Source organism: Desulfovibrio mangrovi, from assembly GCF_026230175.1.
Lineage (GTDB): Bacteria > Desulfobacterota > Desulfovibrionia > Desulfovibrionales > Desulfovibrionaceae > Halodesulfovibrio > Halodesulfovibrio mangrovi.
On record NZ_CP104208.1, the window covers coordinates 751,496 to 769,962 of the forward strand.

The following is an 18,467-nucleotide window of genomic DNA, read 5'->3' on the forward strand; positions in this document are numbered from 1 at the left end:
CTGATTGAAAGGAAAAGGCGGTGCAGGGCACCGTCTTTTTTGTTTATGTGTGCATCACATGGACATTTTGTAAGGCCGTAAGATAATGTGGTATTGATTTGGCAAAGCGTAACCATCGGCAATTATTGCCTGAAATGCCTGCCAGGAAGCGGTCGTGCAACGTGGCGGATTGAGGCGACCTTTCTTGAAGAAGCGCGGGGAGCCTGCAACCATGCACCATTTTCACTGTTTGTAATCTCATGAAAAAAGGTATAGTCGCTAAGTTCTGGAAAATGTCATTGTACGGAGTTCGTGATGCGAATCGGCTTACGGCTTTTTATCGGATTTAGTTTCATGCTTCTCCTGCTGGCGGCAATGGTTGCCGTGGGGTGGGAAGGGCAGAGAAGAATGACAATTGCGCAGGGCGTGCTGGAGCGCAGGGCAATGCTTGAGGCGGAGTTGCGCACCATGCAGGCCGGAGCGTTGCAGTTCATGCTGGAGCCCAAACCAGGAGCTCTGGATGCTGTGCTTTCCCGCAGCGGTCAACTGGACCAGTCTTTCTCCGCCTTCAAGATGGCGGTGGAGCACGATGTTGCCGTGCGGCTTGATAAGGCCATGCGTGCGAATATTGAGTTTCGTGGTGCGCTGGAGCGTTGGCAGTCCGTGTCTGATGGCAGGGCTACCCGCTTGCAGGAAGCCGAGAATGCCGCAGGGCAGTTTCTGACGTTGTTCGACGAGTTGGCAGGCAAGAAGCGCGATGCCGCTTTTCTGCATCCTGACGGATATGCCAGCGCGGATGTCGTGAATAACCGTCTTGCGGAACTGCGGTTGGTGAATGATGTGCAGCGGGAATTTTACGAAGCCCGCATGCTTTCCCGTGAGTGGATGCGTTCCGGTGATGCCAAGGTGCTGGAAGAAGTGCGTACCCGTATGGGCAACGTGCTGACCCTGTTGGGAGATCTGAAGGGCACCATGACGGCGCTGGCTGACAAGGATTTTGCTGATACCCTGCTGGCGCACGGGCGCGACTACCTCGCCTCCCTGAGTGACCTTGAAGACTCCACGGGGCTCATGAACGATGTGCGATCCACACTGGCCTCTGCCGTGGCGGATATGCGCGACCCCATGAAGGTGCTGGCCGACAAGTACGAGGCAGATCTCGACTATGTCCACGACATCGGCACGTTGACCGTTGGCGGTATTGTGGCTCTTGCGGTTTTTGTGGCGCTTATCTTTACACTCATAATCAGTTCAGGTGTGCGCAAGCGGCTGGCCAGAGCGCAGAAGGCTCTTGATGCGTTGGCAGCCGGGGAATGTCCTGTCCGTGATCCCAAGGATTCTGTGGAGGACATGGGCCTGCTGACAGACGCCATGCAACGTCTTGCCTTAAGCAGTACGGACATGGCCGAATGTGTTCAGGCCATGGCCCGGGGCGAGTGGGACGTGCAGGTTCCCGTGCGTTCCGAAAAGGACGTACTCGGAAATGCTCTGAGGCAACTGGCAGAGAATGGGCTGGTGGTTCGCAAGGTTCTGCAGCGTGGAGCCAACGGCGATTTCAATCAATCGATTCCCCCTCAATCCAAGGGCGATGCTGCGGTCGCAGCTCTGGACGGTTTACAGCAGTTTGTAAACGTCAAGGTCGGAACTGCCCGCAATGCGACTCTGGCTGTGCGGGATGCCGCAGGCAGGGCCATGGAGGCCCTGAAAAGCCTTGAATCGCGCATTGCGGAGAAAGGTGCAAGGCCTGAATCTTCCGGCGCGTTGAGCGATATGCTTCCCCGGCTCGAGTCTGTGAATGCGGCTCTGAAGGGCAACGCAGCAAGCCTGAAGGATGCCGACAAGGGCACAGACAGGCTGGCAGGAGCGGTGAAGCGGCTTGATGCGGAATTTCGCACCCTCATGGGTAAGGCCTCGTTTGCAGAAGATGTGGCCAGACAGATCGAAACACTGGCCATCAACGTGAATATCGAAATGGGCAGGGTCGGTGACAACGCCGGAGGTCTGGCCGCCATCGTTACGGAACTCAAGGCAGTTGTAGACAGGTGCCGTGAGCATTCTGCAGCCATGAATGACTCCTTGTATGCGGGCCGCAGGGCTTCTGATGATACGGCAGCCCTGATCCGTGACGTGCAGGAAGCCTTGGGTCACAGCGTTCAGGTTGTAGTAGCCGGAGCCGCTGTGCTTGAAGATGAAATGGCAGCATTGAGGACCATGGCTTCCTCCCGTGCCGCTCATGCCCGTGCGGGTGAGCGCGATGATGAATTGCGTGCGTTTGCTTCGCTCATGGGCAAGTCTTTCAGTGGTCTTGTCATGGAATTGAATACGTTGCGTTCGGCTCTTGATGCGTTCCGGATCGCAGGGGATCAGGGGCAGGCTGTACCGGCTCAAGGTGCGACAGGGCGTTTCCTTGCCGAAGACGGGAAAGGAAAGCCTCGAGATGCGCAGCTAAGCCAGGGGCAGCGACCTTCTGTCCGCTCCATGCCTCCTTTGCGATTGGGTAAGGGTAAGGAAGACTTTGCCGAGCTGGAAGGAGAAGATCTGTAATTGAAAAGCCGCCTGAAAAGGCGGCTTTTTTGTTTTGATGTCTGTGAACTTACTGTTCCGCCTCGTGGCCTTCGCTATCGCTTTGGCTTCCGACGGGGCTGCGCCGGTCCACCACATACACATTGCCGGGAATGGATTTGGCAAAGTGTTTCATCTGTGCGGCCCGTTCCCCGATCTCCTGCAGGGAGCAACTGCCCTGGCAATCGATGACTGCCAGTGACACCGATACAAGGGGGAACTCCCTCTCGACTCCGTCCCGTCCGCGGGCCAGAATCCAGCCTTTCTCGCGGTCATGCGGACTGTAACAATTGCGCACCAGCCGTTTGAAACAGCGTGTTACAGCTCTGCAGATGCGTTCTGCCTTGTTGCGGTCGAGCACGCAAACGAAGTCGTCGCCGCCTATGTGGGCGGTAATATCGCCCCGGATGCCGTGTCTGCGGATGGCCCATGTCAGGATGTCTGCCAGCAGCAGTATTATCCGGTCTCCGTTTTTGAATCCGTAAGTATCGTTGTAGGCTTTGAAGTTATCCAGATCTGCGTAGATGAGTGCGAATCTGGCCTCACTTCTGAGGCGGCATTCGATTTCATTCTCCAGCGCGACATTGCCGGGAAGACCGGTCAGCGGGTTTGTTCCCTTGGCAAGCTCAACCTGCGCCTGTGCGAGCACGTTGAGCAGTGTCTGCACCGTGACCAGTCCGAGAAGTTTGCCTTTTTTGGTGATGATCACATCGTCGTATGCCTGCAGTTGGCTTCGCTGCATGGCCATCTGGGCGGTGGCCTCAACGGGGGTGTTTTCATCCACGATCAGGGGGGAGGCATCCATGACGGATTTTGCAGGCCGTTTGTAGTAGAGAGCAAGGCCGTACTGGGCAGAAAGCTGCCTGTTGAGATGATATTCCATGATCAGTCCGACAGGTTCGTCGTTGGCCGTCACGGCAATGCTGCTGTTAAGGTTGTTCTCTTCGAAATATTCTCGGATTTCACTGACCAGCGTGTCCGGTGAGACAATGTTTACCGGTTTGGCGTAGCTGCCCACCGGAACGGAGTACCCCGTGCTTCGGAGCGCGATGGGCTGGTTTGCAGGACGGATGGCGGAGAGATCTATGGTTGTCTGCTGCTTTGGGTAAGTGGGCCTGCCAAGATAGTATCCCTGCCCGAAATGTGTGCCTATCTGCAGCAGGGTGGAGGCTTCTTCCTGCGTCTCGATTCCTTCGGCAATGACCTTGGAGTCAATCTTGTCGGCAAAGGCGACGATGGTTTCCAGCAAGGCGCGGCGCACGGGATCTCGGTCTATGTTACGGATCAGCGACATGTCTATCTTGATGAAGTTGGGCTTCAGTTCGGCGATGGTGGAAAGGCCGGAATAGCCTGTTCCCGCGTCGTCAATGGCCACTTGGAAGCCTTGCCCCCGGTAATGATCGAGGGTTTTGTAGAACAGGCTGAAGTCCCTGATGGAGTGGCGTTCCGTAATTTCCAGAACGATGTTTTCCGGCTTCAATCCAACCTTTTCGATGATTTCCCGGGTACTGCCGGGAGTGAATCCGGGGTCGGTGAGGGTGCGTGGATGGATGTTCAGAAACAGTTTCTGGTTTTCTGCAAGAGCATCCGCACGGACGATGGCGTTTTCACGGCATACCCGTTCAAGGGCAAAGAGCATGCCCATTTCTTCTGCAAGGTCGAAGAGGATGTCCGGGGACCGGAAAGGGGATTGCTCCGGGCCCCGGCTCAAAGCTTCCCACGCCATGATATCGCCGGAAGGAAAGCTGACAATGGGTTGGTACAAGGTTTGGATGCTGCGTGTCTGCAATACGGATTTGAACTCACGTGACAGGCGAAGGGTGTCCAGATCGAACCCCTTGCGGGCCAGTATGCGGCATTCGCGCATGGCAAGCATGAAGTCGTTTCCCTGTGTGCCGTCCTGCTTGTGACGATAGGTGGCGCAACCGACATTCAGATGTGGCTCTCTGCCTGTCAGGCGGAGCATTTCACGTTTCAGGTGTTGTTGCACGCGCAGCTTCATGGTGAAGGCGACATCGGCAAGACGGTATTGCCGTGGACCGGCATCCGGCCATGTCAGCAGATATTCTCCGGCTTCCAGTGGAAAGAGCGTGTTGTTTGATAGCTCGGGAACCGTAAGCTCCCTCAGGGCGGCCTCAATGCCCTGTCGCAGCTGGGTGTTCAGGTTGGTGGCAACGTCATCCCCGTACAGCTCCCGCATGAGAATGTGATCACTGATCTTGAAGACAATGAGGTTGAGGCTGGTATGCCTTTGGAGTGATTCTCGAAGCTGGGTAGTATTGATTGGCATGGTGCTGGTGCCATGCAGGAATGGTGTGGCGTTGATGGAGCTGTCCGGCATGCTGGATTCCCTTCTGTTAGCCTGCGCTGTGGCGAATTGTGTCAGTGAGTAACCGAGCCCTGAGGGAACTGCTTCCGTTCTGTGACATTGCAGGTTGCCGTCAGGATGGCAAATGATCTCGGTGTGTCCGTATGATTACGTACTCCCTTTGCGCGGACCAAGGTTACGGGGGGGTGACAATTAAGCGGAAAATGCGTGGTGGGTGATCCGCTGTGGGCTCATAACGACTGGCGCAATCGGCTGCCGGTATGTAGAATGCGTACCGTCGGACTGAACGGGCGTTGCATTGAAGGCTACATGTTATTAGAGAATACCGTGGCTGGGAGATGTCCTTCTTGAAACTTCAGTCCATAGAGAGTATCTCCGCCATCTCGCGCACGGGTGCTCCTTGCGCAATGACTGCGAAACACAAGAGACAATTTTTGGGGCAGGAACAAGAATTGACCAAAGAACTACCGGATCACTGGCTGGTGATACGCCTCAGTGCGTTGGGCGATGTCGCTCTGACGACCGGCGTGCTTTCGCGCTGGCATCGGGAACGCGGCTGGCGTTTCACCTTTCTCACTCTGGAGCAGTGGGCTCCGGTGCTCAAGCATCATCCGGCCATTGACCGTGTTATCGGTATCCGGCGTGAGGACGTGCGTGCGGCGAACATGATCCGGTTATTCAGGTCTCTTTCACGGGAGATGGCAGGCTGCGGCCTGCTGGATCTTCACGGCACCTTGCGTTCGGGAATGCTCGGCGCGTTCTGGAAGGGCCCCAAGGTCAGGTATCCCAAGTTCAGCCTTGAGCGCCGGATGTTCTTGCGGAGCAATGGGAGAATCTTTCGTGACCGTCTGCTGGAATACAACGTGCCACAGCGTTATGCGCTGGCCATTGAACAGACGGCGCCACCCAGACGCGAGTTGCTGCCGGAGATTCATCTGCTTGCCGAAGAGAAAGCACAGGCAGCCGAGAGCATTGCCTCCCTGCAGATGGGACCGGGCAAGCTCGTTGCCCTGCACCCCTATTCAACACATATCAACAAGGCATGGCGGGCAGACTATTGGCAATCACTTGCAGCATCTCTTGTGGCCGCAGGGCACTCCGTTCTTGTTCTCGGGCGCGGAGAGAAGCTGGGATATCCCATGCCCGCAGGCGTACATGATTTGACCAATGCCACTTCGTTGCGGGAAACATGCGCGCTGCTGGTCCAATGTGACATGCTGGTAACGGGCGATTCGGGCCCCATGCATCTCGCAGGTGCTGTCGGTACGCCGGTGGTCGCCCTGTTCGGGCCGACCCATGCCGTATGGGGTTTCTATCCTGAGGGTGAGCACGACATTATTCTTGAAGCGGATGAAGCCTGTCGTCCATGTTCATTGCATGGAAGCAAGCCATGCCAGCACGATCAGGCATGCATGGCCTCCCTGTCTCCCGAGAGGGTGATGCAGGCAGTTGAGCGTATGCCGGTCAAGCAGAGGGCGTGATAGGTTGAGGCGAAAGTCTCTTTGCAGATCCTGATACAAAAGAACCCCTGCTTCCGTTGGCCGAGTGGTCCGGAGCAGGGGATTTTTCGTGGGAGGGGCGTTTAGAAGATGCGGGCTTCAATCTCTTTCAATATTGCTTTGGCTTCCTTCATGTTCGGGTCTGCGGAGATGGCGCGCTTGGCATAATCATACGCCTGATCCAGTTTGCGCCAGCGCCTGTAGAGTTCGGCCATGTTGAACAATGTTTTGGGGTGCGCACCGAATTGCTTAAGTGCCTTGAGGTATACCTGCTCACATCTTTCGAATTCCTGCAGTTCCTTGTAGCAGCGAACGGCTCCGCCGTAAGCCTTGCTGTCGGAGGGAAACTGATCAATGACTGACTCAAACAGCTCAACTGCTTCAAAATACAGCTGGTGTTCCAGAAAGAGCATGGCAATTTCGGTTGTCAGGCCCTCTTCGTGTCCCCAGCCGTCTACAACCCTGCGGAGCACGCCTTTGCCTCGGGGGTAATCCTTCGCCTGCATGAGCGCCCTGCCTTTTTCCAGCAGTTCTTCCTTTTTGCAAACTTGCTTCTGCTCGCGGGCGATGTGCTTGCTTTGCTGTTCGTCCTTCATGCTGTGCAGAATGGACTCCAGCCGATCCAGCAGTTCTCTTTCCTGTCCACGTTGATATCGGACAAAGGGGGTGGCGTGGATTTTTCTTTTCTGAAAGAACTTTATAATGTCAGGGTGCTTGTTCAGTTCGGTTATGTATTCATGCACCAGCACTTCAACTTCATAACGGGCCTGACCTATGAGTCTGGAACCGAGAATGTCGCTTATGCCGCTGCATATGGCCTCGAGTGAACGGGGAATGTCGTTGCGGCGCAGATATGAGCGGGCGCGTGAAAGGTTTTCGCGTGTGAGTTTGGGAACAGTGAAATTCATCATGTTTTACGGGGCTCCGGTACGGGTCAAAGGTCTTGCACCGCTCATCCTATCTGTAGAGACTTGGGGAGTAAAGTCTTCAGAAATGTAAGGTCAGAATTGTGATGATGATGATTAAACTTGATTTATAGACCAGATGAGTTATTAAGGTTACTTATTTTGTGCTAGGGGGACGCAGGATGGTCAGTTCAACATCAGACGCGAAGCATTCCGGGGGGGACGCAGCGTTGGCTTATAGTGACGGAGCAGGCGAGGAATACTCTTCGTCGTCTCGAGTTCTCGTTATTGAAGATGGCGTCGTTTCTGCCAAGGCCCTGTGTCTGCAATTGACCCGTCTCGGCTATGTCGTTGTGGGGGTCTTTGCCAGTGGGGAGGAAGCGTTGGGGCAGGTCTGTGACCTTGCTCCGGACGTGGTTGTCATGGATATCGGCCTTGCCGGTAAAATGGATGGTGTGGATACCGCCGAAGAGATTCACCGGCTTTATGATGTGCCGGTAGTGTATCTTACTTCAGCCACAGACGACGCGACCTTTCACAGAGCCAAACTGACCAATCCTCTTGCGTGGCTTGAGAAGCCTGTTTCCCTTGAAACGCTGCATCGCGGCTTGCGCATGGCTTTGTACAAGCGGGATTTGTACCGGAAGCTTCAGGTCAGCGAAGCCAAATATCGGCGCATCGTGGAAACCATGTCCGAAGGGTTGGTCATTCTGGACCCGCAATACCGTATCGTCTTTGCCAATTCCAGTTTTCAGCAATTGATATGCTGTGGCGAAAACGGTTGCAACAACGAGTCATTCCCCGCACTGCTAACCTCCAGAACCGTAGAGGCCCTTTTCGGTATGATTGATCGATTGGGCGATTCTGGCAAAATCGTTGCGGAAGGGCATATTGTTTCCCTGAAGGGAAGGGAGGTGCCGGTCCGCTTGTCCGTTGCGTCATGGTGGGGGAGTGGTGACGTCTCGTTTGGTGACCTGGGCGACGGGCGCGGCTATATTTGTGTTGTTAATGACATGACTGAGCAATTGGCTTCGGAACAGGCCCGTCGAGAAGCGGAGGACAGGTTCCGCACCCTGTTCGAGAACGTGCTGGACGGTGTGTACCAGAGCCTGCCCGATGGTCGCTTTATTGAAGTCAATCCGGCCATGGCTGCCATCTTCGGGTATGAATCCCCATCTTCCATGATTCGTGAGATCGTTGATATTAACAGCGATCTGTACGTCGACTCGAGCGACCGTAAACGGTTTCTTGAGGCTTTGCGCATCAATGACCGTGTGAACAGATATCAGGTTCGGATGAAGAGAAAGGGAGGCGACATCCTCTGGGTTGAACTGTCGGCCCGGGCTGTCCGGGATGATTCCGGTGAGATTCTGTCAATTGAAGGAATGCTTTTCGACATCACAGAAAGAAAGCTGACTGAGCAGGACCTGCGTCGCCGGGCCTCCAGGGATGACCTGACGGGACTGTATAACAGGGTGTACTTCCGCGAGTGGTTTGACGGTGCCTTGGCCTTGGCTTCCCGAAATGCCAACAGGCTCGGCCTGCTGTATGTTGACCTCAATGATTTCAAGAAGGTGAACGACATGCACGGGCATATGGCCGGTGATAAGGTGCTGCGGGAAATTGCCGGAAGACTGCGTGGTTGTGTGCGCGAATGTGACATGGTGGCCCGCATTGGGGGCGATGAGTTCTGCGTGGTTCTCGAAGGGCTCCACTCATCTGATGATGCCGTGCGGGTGGCTCGGGAGATTGGCAATGTCCTCTCCGATCCTTTGGTGTTGGCTGAGTTGGTGGTCAGTGTTGGAGTGAGTCTTGGTATTGCCATTTATCCGGATGACGGCAGCTATGCGGAAGAACTGCTCGGCAGGGCTGACGCCGCCATGTATCGGGCCAAGCAGGAGGGAAGTGGTGTGGTCTTCTGGCATACCTTGCAGGAGCGGAAGGCGGGCTAGCCGGAAATGGTGATAGCCTGATTGAATCCCCCCCTGTCAGCCGCGGCTCCAGCATGCTGTTATTGTTTCGCGATGCTCCAGCATGATGTCAAGAACAGCCCGCGGGACAAGATAGGTGACGTTTCTTCCGGCCAGCCAGCGTTCGCGTACCAGTGTTGCGCTGATATCCAGCCGCGGTTGCGGAAGGAAATGAATTTTATGCCCCGAAGGCAGCCGGTATACGGCAGCCAGAGGGGCTTTTTCTTGCTCTTTAACTGCATCGGGCCAGCTGTCGCGAATGACGCTGTGGACCGTTTCCACATCTCTGCCGGAACGGGGGAGGACCACAAGATCGGCAAGGTTGGGAATCTGCATGCCCTTGTGCCAGTCCGGCAGGGTGACGAGGTCTCCGGCTCCGAGGATGAAGAACAGGCTGCAGCCCGGATTGGATGCATGGTAAGCCGTCAGTGTATCATACGTGTACGAAGGGCCCGGGCGTTCGTTTTCTATGTGGCTGATCTGAAGATAGGGGAAGGGGGCCGCTGCGGCTGCCAGCATCTTGGCGCGCAGTTCAAAGGGCAGCAGATTGCTTTCTGCCTTGTGGGGTGGGGATGCGCATGGAATGAGATCGATGCGGTCGGGCTGCAAGGCTTCGAAAACCTCCACGGCAGGGCGTATGTGGCCAATGTGTACCGGATTGAATGTACCGCCCAGAATGCCGATGCGCTGCATTTGATTCCCGAATGGCGTGAGTTTTTCTCACGGCTGACAGATGCTGCAGGGCCTGACCATGGCTGCAGTTCATCTTGGGTTGAATGGAAAACGGCAGGGGAGGGGGGCTCCCCTGCCGACATGACCTTATGGTCGGTGCCTGAAGCCTGAATAATGAAGGTTGATCAGACTCTGACCTGCCCTTTGCCGAAGACCACGAACTTGGTGGTCGTCAGTTCTTTCACGCCCATGACGCCGTAGGAGTGCAGCTTGGACGTGCTGATGCCGATTTCAGCCCCAAGGCCCAGCTGTCCGCCGTCATTGAAACGGGATGAGGCGTTCACGGCCACCATGGAGGCATCCACCTCGCGGACAAAGCGCATGGCGCGGTCAAGGTCGCGCGTGCAGATCACTTCCGTATGATTGGAGCCGTATGCGGCAATGTAGTCCTGAGCCTCAAGCATGGAGTCCACAACCTTCACCAGCAGGATGAGGGCGTGATATTCGGTGCCGGGGTCGCTGTCATTCATGGCGACGGCGGTTTTGCCAAGCAGAGGCAGAGAACGGTGGCAGGCGCGGAACTCCACACCGGCAGCGCCGAGCTTTTCCGCCACCATGGGCAGAAAGGCTGCCGCTTCATCCTTATGGACCAGCAGCCCTTCAAGGGCGTTGCAGACGCCGGGGCGATGGGTCTTGGAGTTGAATACGACTGTCAGGGCTTCATCCAGATCGGCGCCGTTGTCGACGTAAGCATGGCAAACCCCCTCGTAGTGCTTGAGTACGGGCATGGTCGCCAGTTCCACAACCTTGCGGATGAGTGTTTCCCCTCCACGGGGAATGATGACGTCAATGTATTCTTCAAGCTTGCACAGGGCGTTGATGGCCTCGCGGTCCGTGGTGCTGACGACCTGTACTGCGTTGCGGGGCAAACCGGCGGCTTCCAATGCTTCATGCACAAGCGCAGCAAGCGCAAGGTTGGAGTGGATGGCCTCGCTGCCTCCGCGCAGGATGACCGCATTGCCCGCTTTGAGGCAGAGAATGCCGGAATCCACGGTAACATTGGGGCGGGATTCATAAATCATGGCGATGACACCGAGGGGGATGCGCATTTTGCCCACCAGCAGTCCGTTGGGACGCTGCCACTGGGTTTCAATGGCGCCGATGGGGTCGGGCATTTCCGCAACCTGTCGGCAGGCATCGGACATTTCCCTGATGATTGCAGGCGTCAGGGTCAGTCGGTCCATCCGGGGGCCATCCAGACCGCGTTGGCGGGCCTCTTCAAGGTCCTTGCGGTTCGCTTCGGTGATGGCTTCTTCTTTCTGCAGCAGCAGGTTCGCCAGACGCACCAGTGCGTCAGCCTTGGCGGCAGGGCTCGCTGCACTGAGGATGCGGGCGGCCTCCTTGGCCTTTGCGCCCATGCTCTGCATTTCGGCTGTAATATTCATGGAGCCTCCACCTTTGAGTGAGAATTGCGTAATCTGTTAAGAATATACATTTGGAGAGGGCTTCGCAAGTGCGGCACCGTGTTGCAAAGACAGGGTGGTTTTATGCGTAAATCATCGCAGGTCATTGTGTTGCAGAATGTCACAATACACGAAAACCCTTTTGACATTTTCGTAATGCGAGCTTACAACGAGGTGCGTTTTTGCGCTGACTTTCGGCGTATTCCCATCTGGTACTCGACGCAATAGGAGAAAAGACTGCATGTCGGAAAAAAGAGAAACTGAACACCAGGTTGATGCCGCGAATATTGGAATCGTGGGTGAACTGCAACACGGCATTTCCGAAGAAGCCCAGCCGCTTCTCAAGTTTCTTGTGAACAATTTCAGAGCCATTCTGATCGGCCTTGGCGCCATTCTGGTGGTCATAGGCGGTTACGGCATCTATGACTACAGCACCAAGAAGGCTCTTGCCTCGGCGCGCATGGAGCTGGGCGATATCCTCATCAACAAGGATGGCGCAGATCAGGTATCGACCCTTGAGGCGTTTATTGCCAAGGCGCCCGAGAAGCTTCGCCCCGCGGCCCTGTTTGAGCTGGCCCGCCTGAGCCTTGAGAAAAAGGACTATGATAAGGCCGCCGGCGCCTGGGCATCGCTTGCCGGTATGACAGACGGCGAAATGGGCTTTGTTGCCCGCTTGGGCAAGGCACAGGCTCTCGCAGCTTCCGGCAAGATGGAAGAGGCATTCTCCGAACTGGAAACCGCTGAATCTGTGGCACCCGATGCCTTCAAGAATATCACCAAACTGCAGTTTGCCGTTGTTGCGGAACAGGCCGGCAAGCTCGACCGCGCCCTGGCAGCGTATGAAGCGCTTCAGGGTGAAGGCAACAATACGGATAAGGAACTCTTTGCGCACAAGATCAGCCAGCTCAAGGCCCGTCTGGGCAGCAAGGGCTAGATCGCTCGCTACTTTTCCCGCTCAACTGTTTTGTAGTGCCGGTTTTATCCGGTCTTTTCAGGAGAATTATTCAACATGGCGCATCCTATTCTGGCCGGAGCCCCCGGCGAAAAGCACCTGTTGCTCGGTAACGAGGCAATAGTGCGTGGCGCGCTGGAAGCAGGCATCAACGTTGTCACCTGCTACCCCGGCACACCGTCGTCCGAGGTTCCCGATACCTTCCACCGTCTCAAGGACGGCTCCTACTACTTCGAATACTCCGTTAACGAAAAGGTTGCCATGGAAGTGGCTGCCGGTGCAGCCCTTGGCGGTGCCCTGACGCTTGTGACCATGAAGCACGTCGGCGTGAACGTGGCTGCAGACCCGCTGCTGACCATGACCTACACCGGTCTGCCCGGTGGTCTTGTACTGCTGTCTGCTGACGACCCCGGCTGTCATTCCAGCCAGAACGAGCAGGACAACCGCTACTATGCGCGTCTTGCCGGCATGCCCTGCTTTGAGCCCGCTTCCGCGCAGGAAGCCAAGGACATGACCCGCGAAGCACTGCTGCTTGCCCGTAAAACCGAACAGCCCGTCATGCTGCGCACGACCACCCGCGTGAACCACCTGCGTGGTCCCGTTGCTTTTGACGTGCGTCCCGAGCCCGCAAAGATCGTTGACTTCAATCGCGATCCCCGTCGCTTCGTTCCCGTACCTGCGGTTGCCCGTGTGCGTCACGGTGAATTGCTCAAGTCCCTTGAAGCGATCCGTGAAGTGGCGGAAAACTCCCAGTGGAACGTGGTGCGCGGCGAAGGCAAGGTCGGCATCATCGCTTCCGGTATCGCCCGTTCCTACCTCTCCGACGTGCTGGCCGAACAGGGCTGGGCGGACAAGGTTTCCGTTCTCGAACTGGGAATGAGCTGGCCCCTGCCGGTGAAGCTCATCGGCGATTTCCTCAAGAGCGTGGAAAAGGTCATCGTTATCGAAGAGCTTGAGCCCATTCTTGAAAAGGAAGTCCGCGCCATGGTGCAGGAGATGGGGCTGAACGTGCCGGTGTTCGGCAAGTGCGAATACCTGACCGTGCAGGGTGAATACACCACCACCTCCATCCAGATGGCTCTTGCAGGGCATCTGGGCGCCAACGCCGCTTCTCCCGTGTGCTTTGAAGGTGAAGAGGGCCTGCCGGTTCGCCCGCCGAACCTCTGTGCCGGTTGTTCGCACCGTGCCGTGTATTACACCGTGCGTCAGCTCTTTGGTGACGACGCATACTACTCCAGCGACATCGGTTGCTACACGCTGGGCATTCTGCCTCCGCTGAAGATGGCCGACTTCCTCTTCTGCATGGGGTCTTCCGTATCTTCCGGCTGCGGTTTCTCCCGTTCTTCCGGCAAGGATGTGCTGGCCTTCATCGGCGATTCCACCTTCTTCCACTCCGGCATAACCGGCCTTGTGAACGCCGTGTTCAACAAGCACGACGTATTGCTGGTGGTTCTGGATAACGGTACCACCGCCATGACCGGTCATCAGCTGAACCCCGGCGTTGACGCCAATGTGCTGGGCGATGCCTGCGTGCATCTGGATATCGAATCCATCGTGCGTGGCTGTGGCGTGAGCGAAGTTGCCAAGGTGAAGCCTTTCAACCTCAAGGCAACCCTGAAGACCTTCGAGGAAATGAAGGCCAAATCAGGCGTTCGCGTCATTATTGCAGAAGAGCCCTGCATACTGTATGCACGTCGCGCGTTGAAGTTGAATCGCCCCCAGACTGCCTATGTGGCTGAGCAGGGGCCCGAAACCGACCGTGTTCTCAACGAATTCGCCTGTCCCGCATTCTACCGTGACGAAGCCGGCGTGCAGGTTGACGAATCCCTGTGTTCCGGTTGCATGGTGTGCATGCAGATCAGCAAGAACTTCAAAGCCCGCAAAAGGAGCGCCTAGATGGAACGTATTCGCATCTATATGACCGGCGTGGGCGGGCAGGGTACTCTTACCGCCACCACCCTTCTGGCCCGCACCGCCCTTGATCAGGGACTGGATGTCGTATCCGGCGAGATTCACGGTATGGCACAACGCGGCGGCGTGGTGGAATCCACCGTGCTGCTCGGCGGTTGGAAGAGCCCCAAAATCAGTCATGGCGAAGCCGATATCGTACTCGGTTTCGAACCGTTGGAAACGCTGCGCGGCCTGCCGTATCTGGCAAAGGGCGGCAGTGTCATCAGTAACACGGAACCGTTGCCTCCCGTTGGCGTTTCCTGTGGCCGCGATACCTATCCCGCCATGGAACACATCACGGAGCGGGTGAAGGGATGTTCCGCCAAGTGCTGGTTCCTGCCCTGCAGAACGCTGGGGCTGGAAGCCGGTTCCGTACAGGCGGGGAATATCGTGCTGCTCGGCGCGCTGTGCGCGTCCGGTCTGCTTCCCTTCGGCCCGGAGGCTCTGGAATCCGCAATCAGGAAATATCTGAAGCCCACGCTGGTTGATATGAACCTCAAGGCCGTTGCGCTAGGGGTTTCCAAGCTGGCGGGCTAGGAAAACACAAATCCTATGAGTGTAACCAACCTACAAGACGAGAGTCTACAGCCGTATCTGGGAACGCTTCAGCGCATCGTGTCTGAGATGGGACCCCAGCGTCCCTTCCAGTCCACGCTGAAGTCTCTGCTCAAGACACTGGCGGAGAATCATGACTTCCAGCGGCCTCATCTGGTCATCTTCGACCCCGAGACCCGCACGCTCAAGCTCAGCCTTGCGCATACGCCGACAAAGGCGGCGCATGTGGAATATGAGCCCGGCGTCGGTGTGACGGGGCAGGTGTTCTCCAGCGGGCAGCCTGTCATCGTGCCTCGCATGAAGGATCATCCAGCCTTCCTCAACCGCGCTTTCGGGCGTACCGAGGAAGAACTGATGAGTCTTGCCTTCATCTGCGTGCCGGTGCTCGGCCCCGGTGAAGATGATGAAGGGCGCGAAGTCATCGGCACCCTCAGCGTGGATACGCCCACGAGCGATATGTCCAAGCTGCTGGGACAGTCGAAGTTCCTTGCCGTTGTTGCGGGCATGATTGCCAACCAGGCTGCATACTTGCAGGAGGAAATGGCACGGCAGAAGCACCTGATGTCGCAGGGGCTCATTGCCGGAGACAATGTGGAGACGGGATTCATCCCCCCCAACATTGTCGCCGCTTCCAAATCCATGCGTCTTGTATTGAATCAGGCTGCTCAGGTCGGTCCCAGCCGTGCCACCGCGCTGCTGCGCGGCGAATCCGGTACGGGTAAGGAGCTGCTGGCGGAAGCCATCCATCAGGCCAGCCCCCGCCGCGAGCAACCCCTGATCAAGCTTAACTGCGCCGCGCTTCCTTCCGAACTGGTGGAGAGCGAACTCTTCGGTTACCAGAAGGGTGCTTTTACCGGTGCGGTGCAGGACAAGAAAGGCCTTTTCGAACTGGCGAACAAGGGTACCTTGTTCCTTGATGAGGTGGGCGAACTCAGCCCCACGGCGCAGGCCAAGGTGCTGCGCGCCATTCAGGAGCAGGAGATTCAGCGCCTCGGCAGCGAAAAGACCATTACCGTTGATGTGCGTCTTATCTGTGCCACGCATCAGCCTCTGGAAGAGCTGGTGGAAAAGGGGCACTTCCGTGAAGACCTCTATTACCGCATCAACGTGTTCCCCGTATTCATTCCGCCGCTGCGCGAGCGTCGGGAAGACATTCTGCCTCTGGCGGAACACTTCCTCAGTCTGTATGCGGAAGAATACACTCGTGACATCAAGCGTATCTCCACGCCCGCGATTGACCTGCTCACGCAGTATCACTGGCCCGGGAACATACGTGAACTGAAGAACTGCATTGAGCGTGCGGTGCTGGTGTGTGACGAGCACGTTATCCGTACCTACCATCTGCCGCCTTCGCTGCAGACGGCGGAAAGTACCGCAACCGATTCCAACCTTTCGTTCTGCGAAGCCGTGGCCAAGTTCGAACAGGAGCTGCTGGTGGACGCGCTCAAGAAGGCCCGCGGCAATATGCTGCAGGCAGCGCGCGATCTGCGGGTGAGCTACCGTATCGTGAACTACAAGGTGAAGAAATACGGTTTGGACGCCAAGAAATTCGCCGTGGCGAAGGGGCGTCCGCGTTAACAGCGCAGTTGTCATGTAATGATGAAGGCGGCTTCCGAAAGGGAGCCGCCTTTTTGCTGTATGCCAGACTTCCGGCGGGACTGATGGACTACTTTGGGAAAGAATGGGGCTGCGGAGCGCAAGATACATGCGCCCGCTTGCTGCAAAGGCCTATTGCACGATGCCGCGAACCTTGTAGTTGAATTCGTAGCTCAGTGCCCCGCCCCAGTCGGAGAGCAGCGCATCGCGGAAGCGGGTGCCGTCTTCAGGTCCCACCGGTTTGCCATAGGTGTAGTACCAGTTGAGAATGGGATCCCCCGTGTAACCGAGTCCTATCCAGTATCGGCCTGGCTTCAGGATGGTCTCCTTGGGGTTGAAGGGGAAGCGTTCCCAGCGGTAGCCCGGACGCAGAGAAATTTGGGCAACGGGCATGAAGTCGCTGGTGGCTATGAGCTCTCCCGGTTTGCCCCCTGCATCCTCCATAAGGTCGATCCAGACCGATCCCCCGCCGCCATAGCGGTGCAGGGCAAGGCTGATATCTCTGACAGCTACAGGACGGGACAGCTCAAAGACCTGTGCATACTGCCTGAGGTGCGTGGTGACGTATTCGGCTGTTTCCACCATGAACGAGCGGGTCATGGTGACAACCCCGCCTTCTGTTTCCGGTTCCTCCGAGTAGGTGGAGAAGTCTATGTTTTCGGGGAAATCCAGATTGCCGAAGCTGTATGTCGCGCCCTTTTTCAACTTGGGAGCAGGGGGCTTGGCGGTCGCCACCGGTTTGGTTTTGGTCGGGGGCTTTGCGGCAGGCGTCGTCTTGGGTTGCGGTTTGATTTTCACCGGTTTTTGGGCGTCTTTGGGAGGCTGGACTGCGGGCATTTTCTGATCTGGCTTGGCGACAGCGGCTGTTTCAACCACAGGCAGCATCAGTCGTTTAAGCGGGCCGTCGGCAGCTTCCTTGCCGGCGAGCGAAACCGCGTCCCTGCCGAAATTGGAGACGAAAAGCTCCTGTACGCTTGGCCTGCGTGTGCTGCCCTTGCGCGGAATCCATTTTACCTTGCTGTCGTTTACTGTCTCCCTGTTATCCAGCCCCACCTCCACCCTGATGAACCGGTTGGCGATGAACATGGCTGTGCTTTGTGGATTGTAGGGAGTCCATCCGAGATCCGGAAACCAGACTTCAATCCATGAATGCCTGCCCAGACCCATGCGTGAGCGCACCACGTCGCCTGAAAGGGTTATGTCGAAGGGTTCATCAAGCGTGATGCCGTTAACGACGCGGACGGGAATGCCTGCGGAACGCATGATGGCCGCAGCAAGATGGGAATAGTTCTGGCAGTTGCCGGTACCGGTATCAATCGAGAAGAGGGCGTCAAAGCGTTGCGGCGGGTTCACGTAGCGCACATTGTCCACTACCCATTCGGAAATGCGTTGTACCGCCTCATACTGTGTGGAAGCTCCGGCCGTAAGCGTTTGGGCAAGTTCGCGTATGCGTGGGTCATCCAGTTGCACCTGTTCAGTCCCTAGAAGGTATTCGGCCTCTTCGCGGGGGATGGCCCGCATGGGGAAGGGAGCCGTGGAGCGTAACGTGGTCAATTCCGTGGTGTTGGCAGCCTTGAAGCTGACCTGCGCGACTACGGCTGAGGGCGGGCTGTTCCAGCGGCCTTCTATGACCTCGTTGCCGCGTTTATCCGTGAAGGTTCTGCGGTCGTCGGGTTGGGGATTGAACCGCAGATTGAAGTCGCTGACGACCTGACTGAAGGTGGGGGAATTGTATGTCTTGGGTACGACAAAGCTCAGATAGAATGTGTTCGTGGAATCCACGTCGGTAACAGTTTTGGAGACCTCGAAGCTGATCAGCGAGTCCATATTGCCGCGAACACGCACGTTGCGGGCCCAGACATCGGGCGACAGCATGCAGAAGGTGCTCAGAAGCAGAATTGTCAGCAGTGTTGTCCTGAAGGATATGCCGGGCGTATGCAGGATCATGTGGCACCTCCGTGGCCGTATGCCGAAGCATCATGCATCATAGCAGCTTCAGGCGGGGCGAGACAATACCGCAGGTTCATAGGTAAGT

Annotated in this window: 12 protein-coding genes; 7 read left to right on the forward strand and 5 right to left on the reverse strand. The window is 56.7% G+C overall.

Features of this window, described 5'->3' with window-relative positions:
• The first annotated feature begins 333 nt into the window (after positions 1 to 333).
• A complete protein-coding gene (locus N1030_RS03465; RefSeq protein WP_265827706.1) occupies positions 334 to 2,523 on the forward strand; it encodes a hypothetical protein in 2,190 nt (729 codons plus the stop codon).
• 49 nt (positions 2,524 to 2,572) lie between these two features.
• On the opposite strand, the gene N1030_RS03470 is transcribed toward N1030_RS03465, so the two are convergent.
• On the reverse strand, positions 2,573 to 4,882 hold the full coding sequence (locus N1030_RS03470; protein WP_265827707.1) for a GGDEF domain-containing protein: 2,310 nt from the start codon (positions 4,880 to 4,882) through the stop codon (positions 2,573 to 2,575).
• Positions 4,883 to 5,322: 440 nt separating this feature from the next.
• On the opposite strand from N1030_RS03470, the gene N1030_RS03475 reads away from it, so the two are divergent.
• A complete protein-coding gene (locus tag N1030_RS03475) occupies positions 5,323 to 6,351 on the forward strand; it encodes a glycosyltransferase family 9 protein (RefSeq protein ID WP_265827708.1) in 1,029 nt (342 codons plus the stop codon).
• 101 nt (positions 6,352 to 6,452) lie between these two features.
• Here N1030_RS03475 and N1030_RS03480 read toward each other — a convergent pair whose 3' ends face one another.
• On the reverse strand, positions 6,453 to 7,280 hold the full coding sequence (locus N1030_RS03480) for a tetratricopeptide repeat protein (RefSeq protein ID WP_265827709.1): 828 nt from the start codon (positions 7,278 to 7,280) through the stop codon (positions 6,453 to 6,455).
• Positions 7,281 to 7,504: 224 nt separating this feature from the next.
• Between N1030_RS03480 and N1030_RS03485 the strand changes: the two genes are divergently transcribed.
• A complete protein-coding gene (locus N1030_RS03485) occupies positions 7,505 to 9,226 on the forward strand; it encodes a diguanylate cyclase (protein WP_265827710.1) in 1,722 nt (573 codons plus the stop codon).
• A gap of 36 nt (positions 9,227 to 9,262) precedes the next feature.
• On the opposite strand, the gene nadD is transcribed toward N1030_RS03485, so the two are convergent.
• Both nadD and N1030_RS03495 read right to left on the reverse strand, forming a co-directional pair.
• Complete coding sequence (nadD, locus tag N1030_RS03490; RefSeq protein ID WP_265827711.1) at positions 9,263 to 9,937, reverse strand: nicotinate (nicotinamide) nucleotide adenylyltransferase; 675 nt, start codon at positions 9,935 to 9,937, stop codon at positions 9,263 to 9,265.
• 164 nt (positions 9,938 to 10,101) lie between these two features.
• Positions 10,102 to 11,361 carry a glutamate-5-semialdehyde dehydrogenase gene (locus tag N1030_RS03495; protein ID WP_265827712.1) on the reverse strand — a complete coding sequence of 420 codons (1,260 nt, stop codon included), beginning with the start codon at positions 11,359 to 11,361 and terminating at the stop codon, positions 10,102 to 10,104.
• A 259-nt stretch (positions 11,362 to 11,620) separates the two neighbouring features.
• Between N1030_RS03495 and N1030_RS03500 the strand changes: the two genes are divergently transcribed.
• The 4 genes from N1030_RS03500 to N1030_RS03515 all read left to right on the forward strand — a co-directional run bounded on the left by N1030_RS03500 (position 11,621) and on the right by N1030_RS03515 (position 16,414).
• Positions 11,621 to 12,313: a tetratricopeptide repeat protein gene (locus tag N1030_RS03500; RefSeq protein ID WP_265827713.1), complete on the forward strand. Its 693-nt coding sequence runs from the start codon at positions 11,621 to 11,623 to the stop codon at positions 12,311 to 12,313.
• Positions 12,314 to 12,388: 75 nt separating this feature from the next.
• On the forward strand, positions 12,389 to 14,227 hold the full coding sequence (iorA, locus tag N1030_RS03505) for an indolepyruvate ferredoxin oxidoreductase subunit alpha (protein ID WP_265827714.1): 1,839 nt from the start codon (positions 12,389 to 12,391) through the stop codon (positions 14,225 to 14,227).
• Positions 14,228 to 14,818: an indolepyruvate oxidoreductase subunit beta gene (locus N1030_RS03510; RefSeq protein ID WP_265827715.1), complete on the forward strand. Its 591-nt coding sequence runs from the start codon at positions 14,228 to 14,230 to the stop codon at positions 14,816 to 14,818.
• A gap of 15 nt (positions 14,819 to 14,833) precedes the next feature.
• Positions 14,834 to 16,414: a sigma-54-dependent Fis family transcriptional regulator gene (locus N1030_RS03515; RefSeq protein WP_265827717.1), complete on the forward strand. Its 1,581-nt coding sequence runs from the start codon at positions 14,834 to 14,836 to the stop codon at positions 16,412 to 16,414.
• A gap of 150 nt (positions 16,415 to 16,564) precedes the next feature.
• Here N1030_RS03515 and N1030_RS03520 read toward each other — a convergent pair whose 3' ends face one another.
• Positions 16,565 to 18,379 (reverse strand): transglutaminase domain-containing protein, encoded by a 1,815-nt coding sequence (locus N1030_RS03520; protein ID WP_265827718.1) that lies wholly within the window; start codon positions 18,377 to 18,379, stop codon positions 16,565 to 16,567.
• Positions 18,380 to 18,467: the final 88 nt, after the last annotated feature.

Coding starts and splice junctions, on each gene's coding strand:
- N1030_RS03465 (WP_265827706.1), top strand. CDS start 334: ATGCTTCTCCTGCTGGCGGCAATGGTTGCCGTGGGGTGGGAAGGGCAG.
- N1030_RS03470 (WP_265827707.1), bottom strand. CDS start 4,882: ATGCCGGACAGCTCCATCAACGCCACACCATTCCTGCATGGCACCAGC.
- N1030_RS03480 (WP_265827709.1), bottom strand. CDS start 7,280: ATGATGAATTTCACTGTTCCCAAACTCACACGCGAAAACCTTTCACGC.
- nadD (WP_265827711.1), bottom strand. CDS start 9,937: ATGCAGCGCATCGGCATTCTGGGCGGTACATTCAATCCGGTACACATT.
- N1030_RS03495 (WP_265827712.1), bottom strand. CDS start 11,361: ATGAATATTACAGCCGAAATGCAGAGCATGGGCGCAAAGGCCAAGGAG.
- N1030_RS03500 (WP_265827713.1), top strand. CDS start 11,621: ATGTCGGAAAAAAGAGAAACTGAACACCAGGTTGATGCCGCGAATATT.
- iorA (WP_265827714.1), top strand. CDS start 12,389: ATGGCGCATCCTATTCTGGCCGGAGCCCCCGGCGAAAAGCACCTGTTG.
- N1030_RS03510 (WP_265827715.1), top strand. CDS start 14,228: ATGGAACGTATTCGCATCTATATGACCGGCGTGGGCGGGCAGGGTACT.
- N1030_RS03515 (WP_265827717.1), top strand. CDS start 14,834: ATGAGTGTAACCAACCTACAAGACGAGAGTCTACAGCCGTATCTGGGA.
- N1030_RS03520 (WP_265827718.1), bottom strand. CDS start 18,379: ATGATCCTGCATACGCCCGGCATATCCTTCAGGACAACACTGCTGACA.